The 16,691-nt window shown below is 62.8% G+C and carries 18 protein-coding genes; 11 read left to right on the top strand and 7 right to left on the bottom strand.

The window, feature by feature from the left end; all coding sequences use genetic code 11:
• Positions 1–93: 93 nt before the first annotated feature.
• Entirely contained in the window at positions 94–633 is a 540-nt protein-coding gene (locus LB559_RS24230; RefSeq protein ID WP_224675159.1) for a tetratricopeptide repeat protein, read from the top strand.
• Between the two features lie 270 nt (positions 634–903).
• Positions 904–1,377, top strand: a complete 474-nt coding sequence (gene greA / locus LB559_RS24225; protein ID WP_013530066.1) for a transcription elongation factor GreA — start codon at positions 904–906, stop codon at positions 1,375–1,377.
• 239 nt (positions 1,378–1,616) lie between these two features.
• Here the strand turns inward: greA and waaC are convergent, their stop codons facing one another.
• Genes waaC through rfaD form a run of 3 tightly spaced genes read right to left on the bottom strand, consistent with a single transcriptional unit; the run spans position 1,617 to position 4,524 of the window.
• Positions 1,617–2,591, bottom strand: coding sequence for a lipopolysaccharide heptosyltransferase I (waaC, locus tag LB559_RS24220; protein ID WP_224675158.1), 975 nt, complete (start codon positions 2,589–2,591; stop codon positions 1,617–1,619).
• Positions 2,588–3,595, bottom strand: coding sequence for a lipopolysaccharide heptosyltransferase II (gene waaF, locus LB559_RS24215; protein WP_224675157.1), 1,008 nt, complete (start codon positions 3,593–3,595; stop codon positions 2,588–2,590). The genes waaC and waaF overlap by 4 nt, the downstream gene beginning before the upstream one ends.
• Entirely contained in the window at positions 3,568–4,524 is a 957-nt protein-coding gene (gene rfaD, locus LB559_RS24210) for an ADP-glyceromanno-heptose 6-epimerase (RefSeq protein WP_064994516.1), read from the bottom strand. The genes waaF and rfaD overlap by 28 nt, the downstream gene beginning before the upstream one ends.
• Here rfaD and LB559_RS24205 point away from each other — a divergent pair.
• The 6 genes from LB559_RS24205 to LB559_RS24180 all read left to right on the top strand — a co-directional run bounded on the left by LB559_RS24205 (position 4,496) and on the right by LB559_RS24180 (position 8,834).
• Positions 4,496–4,909 carry a type II toxin-antitoxin system Phd/YefM family antitoxin gene (locus LB559_RS24205; RefSeq protein WP_224675156.1) on the top strand — a complete coding sequence of 138 codons (414 nt, stop codon included), beginning with the start codon at positions 4,496–4,498 and terminating at the stop codon, positions 4,907–4,909. The genes rfaD and LB559_RS24205 overlap by 29 nt on opposite strands.
• 72 nt (positions 4,910–4,981) lie before the next feature.
• Entirely contained in the window at positions 4,982–5,299 is a 318-nt protein-coding gene (locus tag LB559_RS24200; protein WP_127269902.1) for a hypothetical protein, read from the top strand.
• 36 nt (positions 5,300–5,335) lie between these two features.
• Positions 5,336–5,968 carry a LysE family translocator gene (locus LB559_RS24195; RefSeq protein WP_224675155.1) on the top strand — a complete coding sequence of 211 codons (633 nt, stop codon included), beginning with the start codon at positions 5,336–5,338 and terminating at the stop codon, positions 5,966–5,968.
• 140 nt (positions 5,969–6,108) lie between these two features.
• Entirely contained in the window at positions 6,109–7,602 is a 1,494-nt protein-coding gene (gene rfaE1, locus LB559_RS24190) for a D-glycero-beta-D-manno-heptose-7-phosphate kinase (RefSeq protein WP_063168811.1), read from the top strand.
• Between the two features lie 7 nt (positions 7,603–7,609).
• Positions 7,610–8,182, top strand: coding sequence for an SIS domain-containing protein (locus tag LB559_RS24185; protein WP_024504153.1), 573 nt, complete (start codon positions 7,610–7,612; stop codon positions 8,180–8,182).
• Complete coding sequence (locus LB559_RS24180; RefSeq protein ID WP_063172904.1) at positions 8,175–8,834, top strand: HAD-IIIA family hydrolase; 660 nt, start codon at positions 8,175–8,177, stop codon at positions 8,832–8,834. Before LB559_RS24185 ends, LB559_RS24180 begins: the two co-directional genes overlap by 8 nt.
• Positions 8,835–8,838: 4 nt before the next feature.
• Here LB559_RS24180 and LB559_RS24175 read toward each other — a convergent pair whose 3' ends face one another.
• Complete coding sequence (locus LB559_RS24175; RefSeq protein ID WP_063168809.1) at positions 8,839–9,633, bottom strand: glycosyltransferase family 2 protein; 795 nt, start codon at positions 9,631–9,633, stop codon at positions 8,839–8,841.
• Positions 9,634–9,886: 253 nt separating this feature from the next.
• Entirely contained in the window at positions 9,887–10,366 is a 480-nt protein-coding gene (locus LB559_RS24170) for an Lrp/AsnC family transcriptional regulator (RefSeq protein ID WP_064994522.1), read from the bottom strand.
• A 250-nt stretch (positions 10,367–10,616) separates the two neighbouring features.
• On the opposite strand from LB559_RS24170, the gene trxB reads away from it, so the two are divergent.
• Both trxB and LB559_RS24160 read left to right on the top strand, forming a co-directional pair.
• A complete protein-coding gene (trxB, locus tag LB559_RS24165) occupies positions 10,617–11,591 on the top strand; it encodes a thioredoxin-disulfide reductase (protein WP_013530078.1) in 975 nt (324 codons plus the stop codon).
• A gap of 79 nt (positions 11,592–11,670) precedes the next feature.
• Positions 11,671–12,567: a LysR family transcriptional regulator gene (locus LB559_RS24160; RefSeq protein ID WP_013530079.1), complete on the top strand. Its 897-nt coding sequence runs from the start codon at positions 11,671–11,673 to the stop codon at positions 12,565–12,567.
• 66 nt (positions 12,568–12,633) lie between these two features.
• On the opposite strand, the gene LB559_RS24155 is transcribed toward LB559_RS24160, so the two are convergent.
• A complete protein-coding gene (locus LB559_RS24155; RefSeq protein ID WP_027162108.1) occupies positions 12,634–13,131 on the bottom strand; it encodes a methyltransferase family protein in 498 nt (165 codons plus the stop codon).
• Between the two features lie 721 nt (positions 13,132–13,852).
• Positions 13,853–15,904 carry an elongation factor G gene (locus LB559_RS24150; RefSeq protein WP_013530081.1) on the bottom strand — a complete coding sequence of 684 codons (2,052 nt, stop codon included), beginning with the start codon at positions 15,902–15,904 and terminating at the stop codon, positions 13,853–13,855.
• 310 nt (positions 15,905–16,214) lie between these two features.
• On the opposite strand from LB559_RS24150, the gene LB559_RS24145 reads away from it, so the two are divergent.
• On the top strand, positions 16,215–16,610 hold the full coding sequence (locus LB559_RS24145) for a cupin domain-containing protein (RefSeq protein WP_224675154.1): 396 nt from the start codon (positions 16,215–16,217) through the stop codon (positions 16,608–16,610).
• Positions 16,611–16,691 lie beyond the last annotated feature (81 nt).

Raw genomic sequence — 16,691 nt, 5'->3', positions numbered from 1 at the left:
CGTCACCTGATGTTCTCCCGCCCGCATTTTTCCGGGATGAAACGCAAGCCGACCGGCGTTAGTATTGCATTCTCACCCCTCCAGGAGGTTTCGATGCATAAAAGAATGCTGATCCAGGCTGCGACCGCGCTTCTCGCGCTGCAGTTCCTCGCTATTCCCGTGTACGCCGCCGGCAGCGGCGGCAGCGGCGGTGACGAAACCGTCACCCAGTGCAAGAAGGGCCAGGTCTGGGACAAGAAGAAGAAAAAGTGCGTCGCGCCCCAGGAAGGCATGCTCGACGACGACAGCATCTATGATGCAGGCCACGCGCTGGCGATGGCCGGGCGCTATGACGAGGCGATTGCCGTGCTCAGCCTCGCCGCCAACAAGCAGGATCCGCGCATCCTCAACTATCTCGGCTATTCGCACCGCCATTCCGGCCGCGTCACCGTCGGCCTCGGCTATTACGAGGAAGCGCTGCGCATCGATCCGAACTACACGCTGGTGCGCGAATATCTCGGCGAAGCGCATCTGCAGATCGGCGATCTGGCCGGCGCCCAGCAGCAGTTGATGGAAATCGAGAAGCGGACCGGCAAGGGTTCGCGTGAATATGGCATGCTGGCCGAGCAGATCGACCATTTCATGAGAAGCTGAAAAGATCCCAGGGCTCTTCCAAGCGGCCGCGAGCGATCGCGGCCGTTTGTTGTTGCCCCCGGTCTCATTCATCGCCCCCGACTGATGAAAACGGGGATGATTTTAGCAAAACCGATTTTTGGGCGTGAAAAACCCGCTGACATTGCTATATTCAGGGAAATTGCGGTGAAACGGTTCCGTAAGCTCGAGGCTGCCGGACCCGTTTTCTTTTTGTACCATCGACAAGGCTTTCCCCGATACGCGGGGGTGGCAGCAGGAAAGGCAGGCATCATGAACAAGGTCCCGATGACAGGCGAGGGGTTCGCGTCATTGAAGGAAGAACTGCGCTGGCGCCAGCAGGAAGAGCGGCCGCGCATCATCGAGGCGATCTCCGAAGCGCGCTCGCATGGCGACCTGTCCGAAAATGCCGAATATCATGCCGCCAAAGAGGCGCAGAGCCTCAACGAGGGCCGCGTCAACGAGCTTGAAGATTATATTGCGCGCGCCGAGGTGATCGACGTCAGCAAGCTCAGCGGCGACAAGATCAAGTTCGGCGCCACCGTGGTGCTGGTCGACGAGGACACCGAGGAAAAGAAGACCTACCGGATCGTCGGCGACCAGGAGGCGGACGTGAAGTCCGGCCGCATCTCGATCTCCTCGCCGATCGCGCGTGCGCTCATCGGCAAGGAAGTCGGCGACGCCATCGAGGTCAACGCGCCTGGCGGCGCCAGGGGGTATGAGATCGTCCAGGTGCAGTTCATCTAGGACCTTTGATAATTCTACTCTGGCGGCCGACTACAGCGCCGCGCGTCCTCTCGGACGCGCAAAGGACGCTGTTGGATTTTCAGTTAGCGCATGATCCCTTTCCGAAAATCAATTACGATTTTCGGGGTCATGCGCGGGCGGTTTTCTGCGCTTCCGGTGCTCACGTACTTTAAGTACGCGCCGCTCCGGTTCTCGAAGAACCACGCTATTCGACTCGCCAGAGCGAATTCTGAAAGGTCCTATGCCGGCGCTTGTAGTTTAAGTGCCAATAGCTTTTCTGCTTCCGCCACTACCTCCACCGGCACAACACGCCCCCCATGCGAGGCCAGCAGTGTCGATGCGTAGCGTCCGCGCGGGCCGGTCAGACCCGGCTCTGTTGCCAGGAAAATTGCGACCGTCGGCAGGCCAAAGGCACTGGCAAGATGGGTCAGCCCGGTGTCGGCGCCGATAACCAGCGTCGAGCCGCCGATAGTCGCGGCGATGTCGGACAGCGGCGATTTCGGTACCACGATCGTTGACGGCACGGCGCCTGCGATTGCCTCGGCCACGGTTTTCTCACGCTCGTTCGACCAGGTCGTGACCGGCGTCATCCCCCGCTCAATCAGGAGGCGGGCGGTTCCGATCCAGTCTTCGGCCGGCCATTTCTTGTCTTCGCGGCTGGTTCCGTGCAGCAGGAAGGCGGTTTTTCCAGAAATGCCCGCCAGGGTGCCGGCGGGCGGCACGATGCCGGAGTCCAGCGTCGAAAGATCGGGTTGATAGGCGAGCGCCAGGCCAAACAACCGCCGCATCCGTTCGATGGCGTGGAGATCGCGCGGGACGGCATACGTGGCATCGTAGAACAACGTGGCCGAGGGTTCGCGCGCGCTCGAACGGTCGAAGCCGGCAATGGGGGAGCCCGCCTGTCTTGCCACCAGGGCCGATTTCAGCAGGCCTTGCGCGTCGATGACCAGATCGTAGCGGCAATTGCGCAAGGTGCGGCGCAGGGCGGCCGCCTCGCGCCAGGTGGCGCCGTCAAGCAGCGCCTTGCGCCAGCGCCGGATCGCCACCGTATGAATCTTGTCGATCGCCGGGTGAAGCGCGACGATTCCGGCGAATGCCTCTTCGACGCACCAGTCGAAGGTCAGGTCCGGGCGGTGGCGACGGGCATCCTCGACCGCCGGAAAGGTGTGGATGACATCGCCCATCGACGACGTCTTGACGATCAGCACCTTCATGCCGCGGCCGGAATTTCCAGCAGCCGGTCCGCCGCTGCCGCGACCTGGCCGACTTCCAGCGTCTTCAGGCAGTTGAGGTGGCCGAGCGGACAGACCTTCTCGTGGCAGGGCGAGCACGACAGGCCGAGCCAGACCAGCTCGCGGCGCTCCGCCAGCGGTGGCGTGTTTTCGGGCGAGGTCGAGCCGTAGACGGCGACGATCGGCGTGCCGACGGCGGCCGCGACATGCATCAGTCCGCTGTCATTGGACACAGCCAGCCTGGCGGCGGATATCAGGTCGATGGCGTCCTCCAGCCGCGTCTGTCCGGCGAGGTCGACGACGCCGGGGGCCAGGGCTGCGATCTCCGCCGTCACGTCGCGGTCGTTCTTCGAGCCGAACAGCGCAACCTTCAAGCCTTTGCCCATGAAGCCGCTGGCAAGCCCGGCATAGCTTTCGCTGGGCCAGCGCTTGGCAGGGCCGAATTCCGCGCCGGGCATCAGGGCCACGAATTTCTGCGGCGCCAGCCCGAAACGGCCGAGCAGGTCGACCTGGTTTTTCGTGTCCACGCTAAGCCGGGGCGCCCGGAAACTGCCGCCCTGGGCAAGGCCGAAATAGGCCTGCGCGGTGCGTCGTTTGATGCTGTCGGGCAATGGCACGATGTCGGTCAGCAGGCCATAGCGCATCTCGCGCAGATTGCCGACACGGCGCGGAATGCGGGCAAAGAACGGAATCAGCGCCGACTTCCAGCTGCCCGGCAGGATATAGGCCATGTCGTAGCGGCCGCGCAGCAGGCGGCCGAAGCGGCGGCGATGGGTGAATTCGAGCGCGCCGGGTTTGAGCGGAAAGTCGATCTGCTGGCGGATTTCGGGCATGCGCTTGACCAGGGGTGCTGCCCAGGCAGGCGCCAGCACATCGATGGCGGCGTTGGGATACAACTCCTTCAGCGCCGAAAACAGGCACTGCGCCATCACCATGTCGCCCACCCAGCGTGGGCCGATCACGAGGATCGTTGGGCTTTCAGCCATTCGACATAGTCTCTGACACCGGTTTCCACTGTCCGGAATTGGCCATTGTAACCGGCCGCGCGCAAACGGGACATATCAGCTTGCGTAAAGCTCTGGTAGCTGCCCTTGAGATGGTCGGGAAAGGGGATGAATTCAATCTCCCCTTTACCCAACGTGTCGATCACCGTTTCGGCGATGGCGCGGAAGGGCTGGGCACGGCCGGTGCCGCAATTGAAGATGCCGCTTGAGCCCCGTTTCCACAGCCACAGATTGACGTCGGCGACATCACCGACATGGATGAAGTCACGGCTTTGTTCGCCGGGTCCGAATCCATCATAGGCGCCGAACAGTTTCGGGTTCTCGCCTCGCTCGACCTGGTTGAACAGATGGAAGGCGACGGAAGCCATGGCGCCCTTGTGCGCTTCGCGCGGGCCATAGACGTTGAAGTAGCGCAAGCCCACGACCTGTGAATGGTCGGCCTGCCCGGCGAACACGGTTCGCCTGACATAGTCGTCGAACAGCTTCTTGGAATAGGCGTATACGTTGAGCGGCCGTTCCAACGCGGGATCCTCGAGGAACTCCGAGCCGCCGCCATAGACGGAAGCCGAGGAGGCATAAAGGAAAGGCACGCGCAACGTCTGGCTTGCATGCAGCAACCGTTTCGAGAAGGCGTAATTCACCTCCATCATGAATTTGCCGTTCCACTCGGTGGTGGTCGAGCAGGCGCCCTGGTGGAACACGGCCTCGATGCGGCCGAGCGAGCCGGCCTCCATGCGGGGCAGGAAATCGTCCTTGTCGAGATAGTCGGCGATCTTGAGATCGGCAAGATTGACGATCTTGTGACCGTCGGTAAGGTCGTCGACGACGAGGATGTCGTCATGCCCTTCGGCATTCAGCGCGGCGACGATGTTGGAGCCGATCATGCCGGCGCCGCCCGTGACGATGATCATGAAGGACCTCTGGTTGCTTGCGATTCCGGTCCTTATAGGGGAGGCTAGCCGGGCTGTCGACAAAGCCAGGTGCATGCGCCTGTCCTGCCATTTTATGCGCTTGTCTGTTTTGTCCATTTTGTCTATTATGGACAAAACAGGGTATCCCATGAAAAACTATCCGTCGACCGATCTGAAACAGAATCTTGGAGATGTGCTTGCAGCTGCCAGCCAGCAGCCGGTCTCCATCACTCGCCACAACAAGCCGAGATACGTCCTGATGAGCATCGAGGCCTACGAAGCGCGCTTCGGCAACGACAGCCGCCGCGTCTACGCTGCGAAGGACGCCCCGACCGAACATGTCGAGATGCTCGAGGAGTACGCCGCGGAATTGGACCGTGATTAAACCCGCTGCTGCGGACGTCTTTGGCATCGCCAACACGGAGACGGCGAGACCGAAGGCCGGAAGTCACGGCCTGTGGCCTTTGTGGCTGTCCTTCCTGGGAAAGCCGGGGGTACCAACCTCTTCATACTTGCAATCACTTCCACACAGCCGGGTCGTGATCGCGTTGCAGTCAGCATCCCGGAAATTGAACGCCACCGTGCGGGCCTCGATCCTATGCCCCTTTGGGTCATGGTCGACGAGTACAATCATGATATCCTGGAAGCGTCGGCCTATTTCGAGCCGGGTGCGCGAATTGGCGCGTTCAGCCCGTCATTTCACAAGAAAATTATGTTCGCTTTTACTGCGGTTGTCCGCACGGGTCAGTCCAAAGCAATCCCGCGCGCGGACTGAATCGACAGGGCAGAGCACGATCGTGAGGGACCAAAAATGCCATCGACCGAACTGCTCATCGCGTTTTTCGCCACCACGGCGATCTTCGCCTACATTCCAGGCCCGGCCATGCTCTATGCCGCCGCGCAGACGATGGCGCGCGGCCGCTGGTCCGGCCTGACGGCGGCGCTGGGCATTCATCTGGGCGGCTATGTGCATGTTTTCGCCGCGGCCGCCGGGCTGTCGGTGCTGTTTCATGCCGTGCCGACGCTCTACCTGGCGGTCAAGCTGGTCGGTGCGCTCTATCTGATCTGGCTTGGCATCTCGCTGTTTCGCAAGCGCTCGGACGGCGATGCGGCGCTGCCCGCGATCGAGCGCAAATCGGCGCGGCGCGCCTTTTTCGAGAGCATCACCGTCGAGGTGCTCAATCCGAAGACAGCGATCTTCTTCATGGCGTTCCTGCCGCAATTCATCGACGCCTCGGCGGCGTTTCCGGTCTGGCTGCAGTTCGTCGTGCTCGGCACGATAGTCAATCTGATGTTCTCCTCGGCCGATATCGTCTGCGTGTTCCTGGCGGGCGCCGTGATCGGCCGCCTGCGGCGTTCGAGCCGCGCCCAGCGGCTGATGCAGCGGGCGGGAGGGGCGGTGCTGGTCGGGCTGGGCGTCCATGTTGCCCTGCAGAAGAGCTGACGCATCGGACAGTCGCGGGTCATGTCCTGACGTTGCGCTGCGTGGATTTGCGGTATATCGGCAGGCATGAACGATCCGGCCCGTAAATTGACAATTTTCATCACGATTGAGATTTGCCTTACCCTCGCGTTGCCAGTGACATGATCAAGCACAATCCGCCTTCTCCAGAACCATTGCACCGCGCCATTGCGCGGTTCGGCCAAGCCACCGTGCTGGTGGTCGGCGACTTCATCCTCGATCGTTTCGTCAACGGCGTCATCGAGCGGATCTCGCCGGAAGCGCCGATCCCGGTGCTGCATGGGCGCGGCGAGACCTCGACCATGGGCGGCGCCGGCAATGTCGTGGCCAACATCGTTTCGCTCGGCGCTGCCGCTGTCCCCGTTTCCGTAATCGGCGCCGATCTGGCGGGCGACAGTCTGGTGCGGATGCTGCGGGAACTTGGCGCCGATACGGCGGGCCTCGCGCAGGAGCCTGGTCGCATGACATCGTCCAAAAGCCGCTTCAGCGCGCTCAACCAGCAGGTGCTGCGTTTCGATGAAGAGGAGATCAAGCCGCTCGGCGCCGCGGAGCGAGCCGGCCTGATCCGCCATTTCCGCGCCGCGCTGGCGCACGCCGACATCGTCATCCTGTCCGATTACGGCAAGGGCATCCTGCTCGACGGCGTCGCCGGCGACTTGATCGCCATCTGCCGCGAGGCTGGAAAGCCGGTGCTGGTCGACCCGAAGGGCCGCGATTACGCGCGCTATGCCGGGGCGACCGCCATCACCCCCAACCGCAAGGAACTCGGCGAGGCCGTCGGCCATGCGGTGTTCGCCGATGACGAGATCGTGGCTGCCGCGCGCCAGCTGATTTCGGCACATGGTTTCGATTTCGTCGTTGCGACGCGCAGCGAAAAGGGCATGAGCGTGGTCGGCCCCGACGAGGCGCGCCACATCGCAACTCAGGCGCGCGAAGTGTTCGACGTTTCGGGCGCCGGCGATACGGTGATCGCGAGCTTCGCGCTGGCGCTGGCCGTAGGCGCCGATACGGTCATGGCCGCTTCGATCGCCAATGCCGCTGGTGGCGTCGTTGTGGGAAAACGCGGCACAGCGCGGCTGACGGTCGAGGAACTCACCGGTGCGCTGTTCCGTTCACATGGGCCGACCGCCCACAAGGACGCCATCCTCGACGCCACATCGGCCGCCCGCATGGTGGCGGCGTGGAAGGAAGAGGGCCTGAGCGTCGGCTTCACCAATGGTTGCTTCGACATCCTGCATGCCGGCCATGTCAGCTTGCTGCACGCGGCGCGAAGCCAGTGCGACCGGCTGGTGCTCGGCCTCAACAGCGATGCCTCGGTGCGGCGCCTGAAGGGCGCCGGCCGGCCGGTCAACGACCAGCACGACCGCGCCTGCGTGCTGGCAGCACTCGCCTCGGTCGACGCGGTCGTGGTGTTCGAGGAAGATACGCCGCTGGCGCTGATCGAAGCGCTGCTGCCCGACATACTGGTCAAGGGCGCCGATTACACGGTCGATACCGTGGTCGGCGCCGATGTGGTGCAGAAGGCCGGCGGACGCGTCGTGCTGGTCGATCTCGTCGCTGGAAAGAGCACCACCAACACCATTGGCAAATTGCGCGCCGGCGGCACCACAAACTGAGGGTTTCATGTCCGACTTGAACGATTACCTTGTCCGCTCGGCGGCTGCCATATCAGCCATGGTCGAACGGGACCTGACCGGTGAGATGGAGCGGGCGGCGAGCGCGGTGGTGACGGCGCTTTCGTCGGGGAAGGCCTTGCTCATCGCCGGCAATGGCGGCTCGGCCAGCGACGCCATCCACATTGCCGGCGAACTGGTCGGCCGCTTTCTCAAGGAGCGCAAGGCCTACAATGTCATCGCGCTGCCGGCCAATGCGGCGGTGCTGACCGCCTGGGGCAACGACTATGGCTTCGACACGGTGTTTTCGCGCCAGGTCGAGGCACATGGCGCGGCCGGCGGCGTGCTTCTGGCAATCTCGACCAGCGGCAATTCGCCGAGCATCCTCGCCGCCGCCGAACAGGCACGGAGGATGGACATGACGGTGATCGGCATGACCGGCGATACCGGCGGCAAGCTGAAGCCTCTGTCCGATATCCTGCTCAACGTTCCGTCGACCTCGACGCCGATCATCCAGCAGGGGCATCTGTGCCTTTATCATCATCTGTGCGAGGTGGTCGAAGCGCGCCTCAGCAATGGCTGATCCCACGACCTCTGGCCGCTATCCGCTGGCTGAGCCGGGCCTGTGGGTCGAGCAGGTCGGCTCAAAGGTGTTCGCCGCCGGCTCGCCGGCGCTGTTCCTCGATCGCGACGGCACCATCAATATCGATACGGGCTATCCGGATGATCCTGCCGAAATGGTGCTGCGCGCGGATATAGCCGCGGTGATAGCCGCCGCCAACGGGGCCGGCATTCCCGTCATCGTCGTCACCAACCAGTCCGGCATCGCGCGCGACTATTTCGGCTGGAGCGATTTCGCCGCCGTCAATGGCCGCGTGCTCGAACTGCTACGCGCCGACAATGCGTTCGTCGACATGGTCCTTGCCTGCGCCTATCACGAGGCGGGCTCCGGCCCGCTCGCGGCCGCAGATCATCCGATGCGCAAGCCCAATCCGGGCATGCTGCTGGAGGCGGCCAGGCGCCTCGGGCTCGATCTGCGGCGTTCGCTGATCGTCGGCGACAAGGAGGCCGACATGGAGGCGGGACAACGCGCCGGCCTCTCGCAGGGCTGGCTGGTAGACGGGCAAGCGGCTGTCCGACGGGGCTTCACAATTCGGCCTTGGTGCGACCGCGCGGACTTCGACGGCCTGCTCGCCGCAATAGCTGCACTTGGGGCCGCCTCGGGCGCGCCCTAACGGTTTATACCCGATCGTTGTCCCGCCAGGCTTCATAGAGCTTGGCCTCGGTGGCGAACGAATACACCATCACCAGCATCGAATAGACGAACCCGTGCCGGCCGCACAGGAAGTAGCGCTTGGCCAGGTAAAACTTCAGGAAGTTGCCAAGCGGCGACAGCACCAGTCTTATCAGGCCAGGCTTCTTGGCTCGTTCGACCAGCGTGGCGACCTTGAGGCTGGAGTAGGTGTTGGCTCTCGCCAGATCCTCGGCAATAGTCATTTCGCGGCGATGCAGCAGCACGCCATTTTCTATGGTGCCGGTTTCGCCCGGCACCTCGAACGACTCATGGACCCGCAGATTGAGGTCCATGGTCGCCTTGTCGCGCCGGAAAAGACGCAGCAGCCTGTTGTGAAGCACCCAGCGGTGCGCATAGCCATAACCCTTCAGCTTGTCGCGGCGCCTGATGTACCATCCGTCGAAAGCATCGTTCCCAAGCTGCGTCACATTCGTGATCGACTGCCTGAGAACGTCATCGATGGCCTCGTCGGCTTCAATCGAAAGGCACCACGGTTGGGTGGCCTGATCGAGCGCGAATTGCCGCTGACGAGGAAAGCCCGGCCAATCATTGTGAAACAGCCTTATCGGGTAGCCCTTGGCGATGAACGCATTGACGACGTCCAGAGTGCTGTCCGTCGAGCCTGAATCGACGACGATGATCTCGGCGCAGAAGTCGACGCTCTCCAGGCATTCGCCGATCATGTCGGCCTCGTTCATACAGATGACCAGCGCCGAAACCGGGCTAGAAAATCGAGTCATCGTCCCACCCCACGGCACACTGTTCTCGGAATTGGGCTGCCCTGCGCCACCTGTATTATGCAATCCCGAAAGCGCTATGCGCTTTTCCCAGGAAAACCGTTACACACTTTTTCTGGAATTGCTCTAGGAAACCAGCAAGGCGGCTACGGCAGGACATCCGGCTTCACAGAAGTGCCTATCGAACGCCAAAGCGGCGCTGATATGGCGAGGCGCTCAGGCCGCATCGGCGAAAGCCGTTTGCGGTTCAACCGGCTCAAGGCTGTGTGAACGAGACCAACCCTTCGTCCTTGACCCGGCGGATGGTGAGCGCGGTTCGCACCGTGTCGACATTCGGGGTCGAGGTCAGTTCCTCGATGACGAACGTCTGGAAGGCGCCGAGGTCGCTCGCCACGCAATGCAGGAGGAAATCGGATTCGCCCGACACCATCCAGGCGTCGCGTACGATCGGCCAGCCGCGGGTGCGCTCGGCAAAGATGCGCAGCTCGGCATCGGCCTGATGATGCAGGCCGACCAGGCAGAAGGCAACGACATCAAGGCCGAGCGCTGGTGCGTTGAGCAGAGCGCGGTAGCCACGGATGATGCCGGCTTCCTCCAGGCGCTTGACGCGGCGCAGGCATGGCGGTGCCGAAATGCCGACGCGGTTCGACAGTTCGACATTGGTCATGCGGCCGTCGCCCTGCAATTCGCGCAGGATCTTCCAGTCGATGGCGTCGAGGTCGGCCTTGAGCGGCATGAGGGCTCTCGATCATGAGGGGCAACACGCAAGAATCTTGCGTGATTTTGTAATTAAACGACTTCGCTGTCCATTCCATCCTCCGCCCGGAATATTTCGCGGGATCCGCGGGCGACAGGGGTGTGACAAAGCTTTCCGGGGACGAACTCCAACTTGCCTTGCTGGCGTCGTGGGCAACACTTACATTACGCGCGACAATGATCGAGTTTTCCATGCCGCAATTGCCGGCAGCCCTCCGCAGAGGCTTTAGATGACCACCAAGCACGCGCCCGTTCTCATCATCGGTTCCGGCCCGGCCGGCTATACGGCGGCGGTCTACGCCGCCCGCGCCATGCTGAAGCCGATGCTGGTCGCCGGCCTGCAGCAGGGCGGGCAGTTGATGATCACCACCGATGTCGAGAACTATCCCGGCTTCGCCGACCCGATCCAGGGTCCGTGGCTGATGGAGCAGATGCTGAAACAGGCCGAGCATGTCGGCACCGACATCATCAACGACATCATCACCGAGGTCGACCTCAACGTGCGACCGTTCCGTGCCAAGGGCGATTCCGGCACCACCTACACCGCCGACGCGCTGATCATCGCCACCGGCGCGCAAGCGAAATGGCTGGGCATCCCGACCGAGCAGGACTTTATGGGTTTTGGAGTCTCGGCCTGCGCCACCTGTGACGGCTTCTTCTACCGGGGTAAGGATGTCGCGGTGATCGGCGGCGGCAATTCGGCGGTGGAAGAGGCGCTCTATCTGTCCAATCTCGCCAAGAGCGTGACGGTCATCCACAGGCGCAGCGATTTTCGCGCCGAACGTATCCTGCGCGAGCGGCTTCTGAAAAAGGACAATGTCCGCGTCATCTGGGACACGATCGTCGACGAGATCACCGGTCGGCCCGGCAAGACGCCGCTGCCGCCCTCGGTCGAGGGGCTGAAGCTCAAGCATGCGGTGACCGGCGAGGTGTCGCACCTCAAGATCGACGGCGTGTTCGTGGCCATCGGCCATGCGCCGGCGGTTGAACTGTTCGCCGGCAAGCTCAAGCAGAAGCCGAACGGCTATCTGTGGACGGCGCCGGATTCGACCCGCACCGATGTGCCGGGCGTGTTCGCGGCCGGCGATGTGACCGACGATATCTACCGCCAGGCGGTGACAGCAGCGGGGCTTGGCTGCATGGCCGCACTCGAGGCGGAGAAGTATCTGGCCGGCATCGAAGTGCATCGCGAAGCGGCCGAGTAGAGAGTTCAGAGAGCGGCTTAGAAACGCCGTGTAAAAGCCTGATTTTTCATTCAGACGCCAAAACAGAACGAGGGGAATCATGGCGTTGGACTGGGACAAGCTACGCGTGTTTCACGCTGCGGCGGAGGCGGGGTCGTTTACCCATGCGGCCGAGACATTGCATCTGTCACAATCGGCGATCTCGCGGCAGGTCAGCGCGCTCGAGCATGATGTCGGCGTGCCGCTGTTCAACCGCCACGCCCGCGGGCTGGTGTTGACCGAGCAGGGTGAGATGCTGTTTCGCACGGCGCATGACGTGCTGATGAAGCTGGAGACCATCAAGTCCCGGCTGACCGAGACCAAGGATCGCCCGTCGGGCGTGCTGCGGGTAACGACGACGGTGGGGCTGGGCGCCGGCTGGCTAACCGAGCGGGTGCAGGAATTCATCGAACTCTATCCTGAAATCAGCCTGCAGTTGATCCTCGCCAACGAGGAGCTCGATCTCACCATGCGCCAGGCCGATTGCGCCATTCGGCTGCGCCAGCCGCAGCAGCCGGACCTGATCCAGCGCCGCCTGTTCACCGTGCATTTCCACCTCTACGCGGCCCCATCCTATGTCGCCAAGCATGGCAGGCCGTCTTCCGTCGCCGAGCTGAAGGCCCATCGCATCGTCACCTTCGGCGTGCCGGTGCCGTCGCATCTGTCGGAGCTGAACTGGCTGGAAACGGTCGGTGATTTCGAAGGCGGGCAAAGGGTGCCGACGCTGCAGATCAACGACATATTGTCGATCAAGCGGGCGGTGCAGGGCGGTGCCGGTATCGCCATGCTGCCCGACTATGTGATCAGCAAGGACTCCGACCTCGTGCAGCTGCTGCCGGAGACCGAGGTGCCGTCTTTCGACACCTATTTTGCTTATCCGGACGCGATGAAGAACCAGGCCAAGCTGCACGTGTTCCGGGACTTTATCATCGCCAAGGCGAGAAGCTGGTCATTCTAAGGACATGTCGATTGCCTGGCCCGACCTGAGCCTCAACATGCCCTGAGACGGCGCTGCCGGTTTCACCTACCCCCGCCAGGGCGACAGTCGAGGCAACCAGCCGGGTACGTTGCGGCGGTAGGCGTCGTATTCGGCGCCGTACCGATGAGCCAAAGTCGGCTCCTCGTAGAACCGCACGAAAGAGCCCATGGCGATCGCGCCGATGACCGCATAAGCGGCCAGCGTCCAGCTCGAGAACAGCAATGCCTGGCCGAGGATGATCGACAGCACGGCGACATACATCGGGTTGCGGACATGACGGTAGATGCCGCCGATCACCAGCCTCTCGGTTGGCGCGACCGGAGCGGGCGTGCCGAGGCCCTCAAGCGCGAATCGACCGAAGGCATGCAGCAGTGCTGCGATCGCGACGGCGATCAGAAGCCCGCCGACAGGGACAAAGCCCGGCAGACCAGACCACGGCAAGCCCCAGCGATCGGTCAACAGCCAGGGCACCAGCCCGGCAACCACGCAGGGCGCCGCGATGAAGAAGGCCGCACTGCCGGCGATCGCCGAAAACGTCCGCATTGGCTGCTTCCTCCCCGATTGCCTTAGAAATGCACGCCTGCTGCCTGCTTCCACATCATTGCCCGGTTTTGGCATTTTGAGCCGAAAGCCAGCCGAGATCGGCGATTCTGTAGTTGCAATTGCCCGATTCGGCGGCCCATTTCGACGATTCTGCTGGTCCTATTGGCTTCTGGAATGGGTTAGACCACAGCCTGCGTCTTTTTGCATGCGTGTGTTGCAAAATAGATGCTTGTTTCTTGGGCATGATGAGCACATATATAGATCATCTCCTGGGCGCGTTCTCCTCCCATTAGCGCCCTCGAGTGTTCCCCTCTGGAGGTTAGCCTTAACAGGCACTCCAATCAAACTCAGCCGGATCTTCATTGATCCGGCTTTTTTGTTGCCTGTGCTCTGCTGGGCCGGCAAAAAATTCCATCACAATTGCGACGTAACGGTGACATGTAACCTCTGGTAACATAGCCCGGACGCCCGCGACCTGCTATGTGGATCACAGGACGCGGTGTGGTTCGGACGGGAGATGGGGGCATCACTCGTACGGCCCGGGCTCAGGCGGCTACCGCGTCCGAACCGTTTTTTCCGCCGAACTCGGCGGCACCAAATGCGGCGGACCTGCCGTTTTACCTCCCAAGGAAACGGTCCGCGAACAAAGCGACGTCCGGTCCCCGCCGGACGTCGTTTTCTTTTGTCCCCTCGAATCAGGTTCGAGAGGAACGCTACGCCATCAGGCAGCCTTGCCGTTGGTGTTCATCGCCTCGTCGGCCAGACGGCCGGTGAGTTCGGCCATGTGGTCGAAGACGGCACGGTAGCTGGCAACGCCCGCGGTCGCCGAGCGCAACTCGATGATAAGGTCGCCGATCTCGGCTTGCGGCATGGTTGCCTCGACGACATCCCATCCTGGCCAGCCAGGCCGCGCGTCGTAGCCGAGTATCTGGCCGCGCCGTTGCGGGATGAGAGCGATGATCTTCGAGGTGGCGTCGGAGGGTGTGACGATCTCGACCTTCATCACAGGCTCCAGGAGCACCGGCAAGCACGCGGCCATGCCTTCCTTCATTGCCAGCCTGGCCGCCATCTGGAAGGCCATGTCGGAGGAATCGACCGCATGGTAGGAGCCGTCCGACAGGTTGACTGCGACATCCACGACCGGAAAGCCCAGCGGCCCGGATTTCAGATAGTCGCGCACCCCGGTCTCGACCGACTGGATGTAGGTCTTGGGCACGACGCCGCCGGTAATGGTGTCGGTGAACTGGAAGCCGGAGCCGCGCGGCAGCGGCTTGATCTCGATCACCACGTCACCGAACTGGCCATGTCCGCCGGACTGTTTCTTGTGACGGCCGCGCTGTTGCGCCGATTTGCGGATCGTCTCGCGATAGGGCACCGCCGGCGGATGGCCTTCGACCGGTATCTGGTTCTTGCCTTCCAGCCGCTCGCGCACCACGCGCAGATGCATCTCGCCATGGCCCGACAGCACGGTTTCAGCCGAGTCCTGGTTGTGGCGCAGGCTGAGCGAGGGGTCCTCCTCGGCCAGCCGCTGGATGGCAGCCGACATTTTCACTTCGTCCTTGCGCTCCTTGGGACGGAGCGCGAAGGCGAAGACCGGCTGCGGCGGCTCGAACTGGACGAGCGGCTTGATGCCGCCCTTGGCCGAACTCAGCGTCTGGCCGGTCTTGACCTCGTCCAGCTTGCCCAGCGCGACCGTATCGCCGGCCTTGGCGATGGAGAGCTTGGACTGGTCCTTGCCGAGCATCCGGTAGATGCCGGAAACCTTGGCCGTGTCGCCGCCGGGCAGCCAGAGTTCGGAACCGTCGACGACCTGGCCGGAGAGGATGCGCGACACCGACAGCTTGCCGCCATGCGAGGTGTGGATGGTCTTCATCACCTGGACCAGGGTAGCCGCGCCGTCGGGTGCACCGAGCCGCTTGCGGGTCGCCTCGATGTCGGGCGCGTCGTGGCGGATCGCCTTCAGGAGACGCAGCACGCCGTTGCCTTTCTCGGCGGTGCCGATCAGCACCGGGGTCACCGCGCCGTCGCGCAGGTCGGCGGCGAGATCGTCGAAGATCGCGTCCTTGGGCGGTTCGATCTCCTCGAGCAGCTGTTCCATCAACTGGTCATCATGGTCGGCCAGCGTCTCCAGCATCGAGAAACGCGCTTCGAGCTCGCGCGCCTTCTCGTCGCCGGGAATCTGCGCCACCTCGCTTTCGGCATATTCGCGATAGATGTAGGCGCGCTCCAGCGCCAAGTCGATCGAACCAATGACGACGCCGTCCTTGCGCAGCGGAATCTGGCGCAGCAGCAATGGCACGGCACTGGCCGGCTGCAGCATCTTCAGCGTGTCGCGCACGCCGGTGATTGCCTTGTCGACCTTGTTGAGAAACAGGATGCGCGGCACGCCGAGATCGTCGAGCTTGCGCATGATCAGTTGCAGGGCAGGGATCTTCTTTTCATCGGCCTCGGCCACGACCACCGCGAGGTCGCAGGCGGCCAGCACCGGTTCGGCTTCGAAAGAGAATTCGATGGAGCCGGGACAGTCGACGAAGGTGATCTGCTCGCCCATGAATTCGGTGGTGGCGATCGTCGCCTCGACGCTCATGGCGTGGGCGCGCGCCTCGGGCGAATGATCTGAAACGGTGTTGCCTGATGAAACGGGATTTTGTCGGGGAATTGAGCCCGTACGGGCCAATATGGCTTCGAGAAGTGTCGTCTTACCGCTTGCGAAGGGACCGACTATGGCAATGCATTTCGGTCCCGTGCGTCGTCCTCCGGCGCGAGTACCCATGACTGACCTCCACTCAGGCGTTTCCCGTAGGACCGACTGGCATGCATGGTTCAGGCGTGGTCAATCGGTCCTGAGCGGCGGCCGGCCTGTTCGACCGTCGCGGGCGGGGTTCTTTTCAAGTCCACCTGCCCAAAGCCATCGTCCCACTTGTTTGCCGGCAGGGCAAGGAAAATAGAAATCCTTTGCTCGGCCGTGGACCCGTGCTGGCCATATAGGGGGCTGGCAGCCGGAAGCTGTTGCACGTCGACCGATATCGGCGGAAACTGAAGCTGGCGACCCGTCGCCCGCTGTTTTGAAGGACCATCGACCCATGAAGATCATTGCCTGCGGCAGCGTGCCGACCGTCATCGCGCCGGAAAAATACTTCACCGGCCGGGTGCTGCAGACGCCGATCATCGAGAAAGAGGCGCCGGCGCGGCTGCGAGCCACGCTGGTCAGCTTCGAGCCGGGCGCGCGCACCCACTGGCATACGCATCCGCTTGGCCAGACGCTCTACGTGACGGTGGGCGCCGGGCTTGCCCAGACGTGGGGCGGCCCGGTCCAGGAGATCAGGGCCGGCGACGTCATCTCGTTCGCGCCTGACGAAAAACACTGGCATGGCGCGGCGCCGAAATCGGCGATGACGCATATCGCCATGCAGGAGGCGCTCGACGATGTCCATGCCGACTGGCTGGAAGCGGTGACATCGGAACAATATGACGGCTGAATGCTCAGTCCGCAGGAACCCGGCTTCTATTCCAGCCGCAACATTTTCAGAAGAGGGCGACTCGCGGCGACGCCGGATCGA

Source organism: Mesorhizobium sp. BR1-1-3, from assembly GCF_020165455.1.
Lineage (GTDB): Bacteria > Pseudomonadota > Alphaproteobacteria > Rhizobiales > Rhizobiaceae > Mesorhizobium > Mesorhizobium ciceri.
Note: the sequence above shows the minus strand (reverse complement) of the source record. Positions and strands in the feature narration are given on the sequence as shown.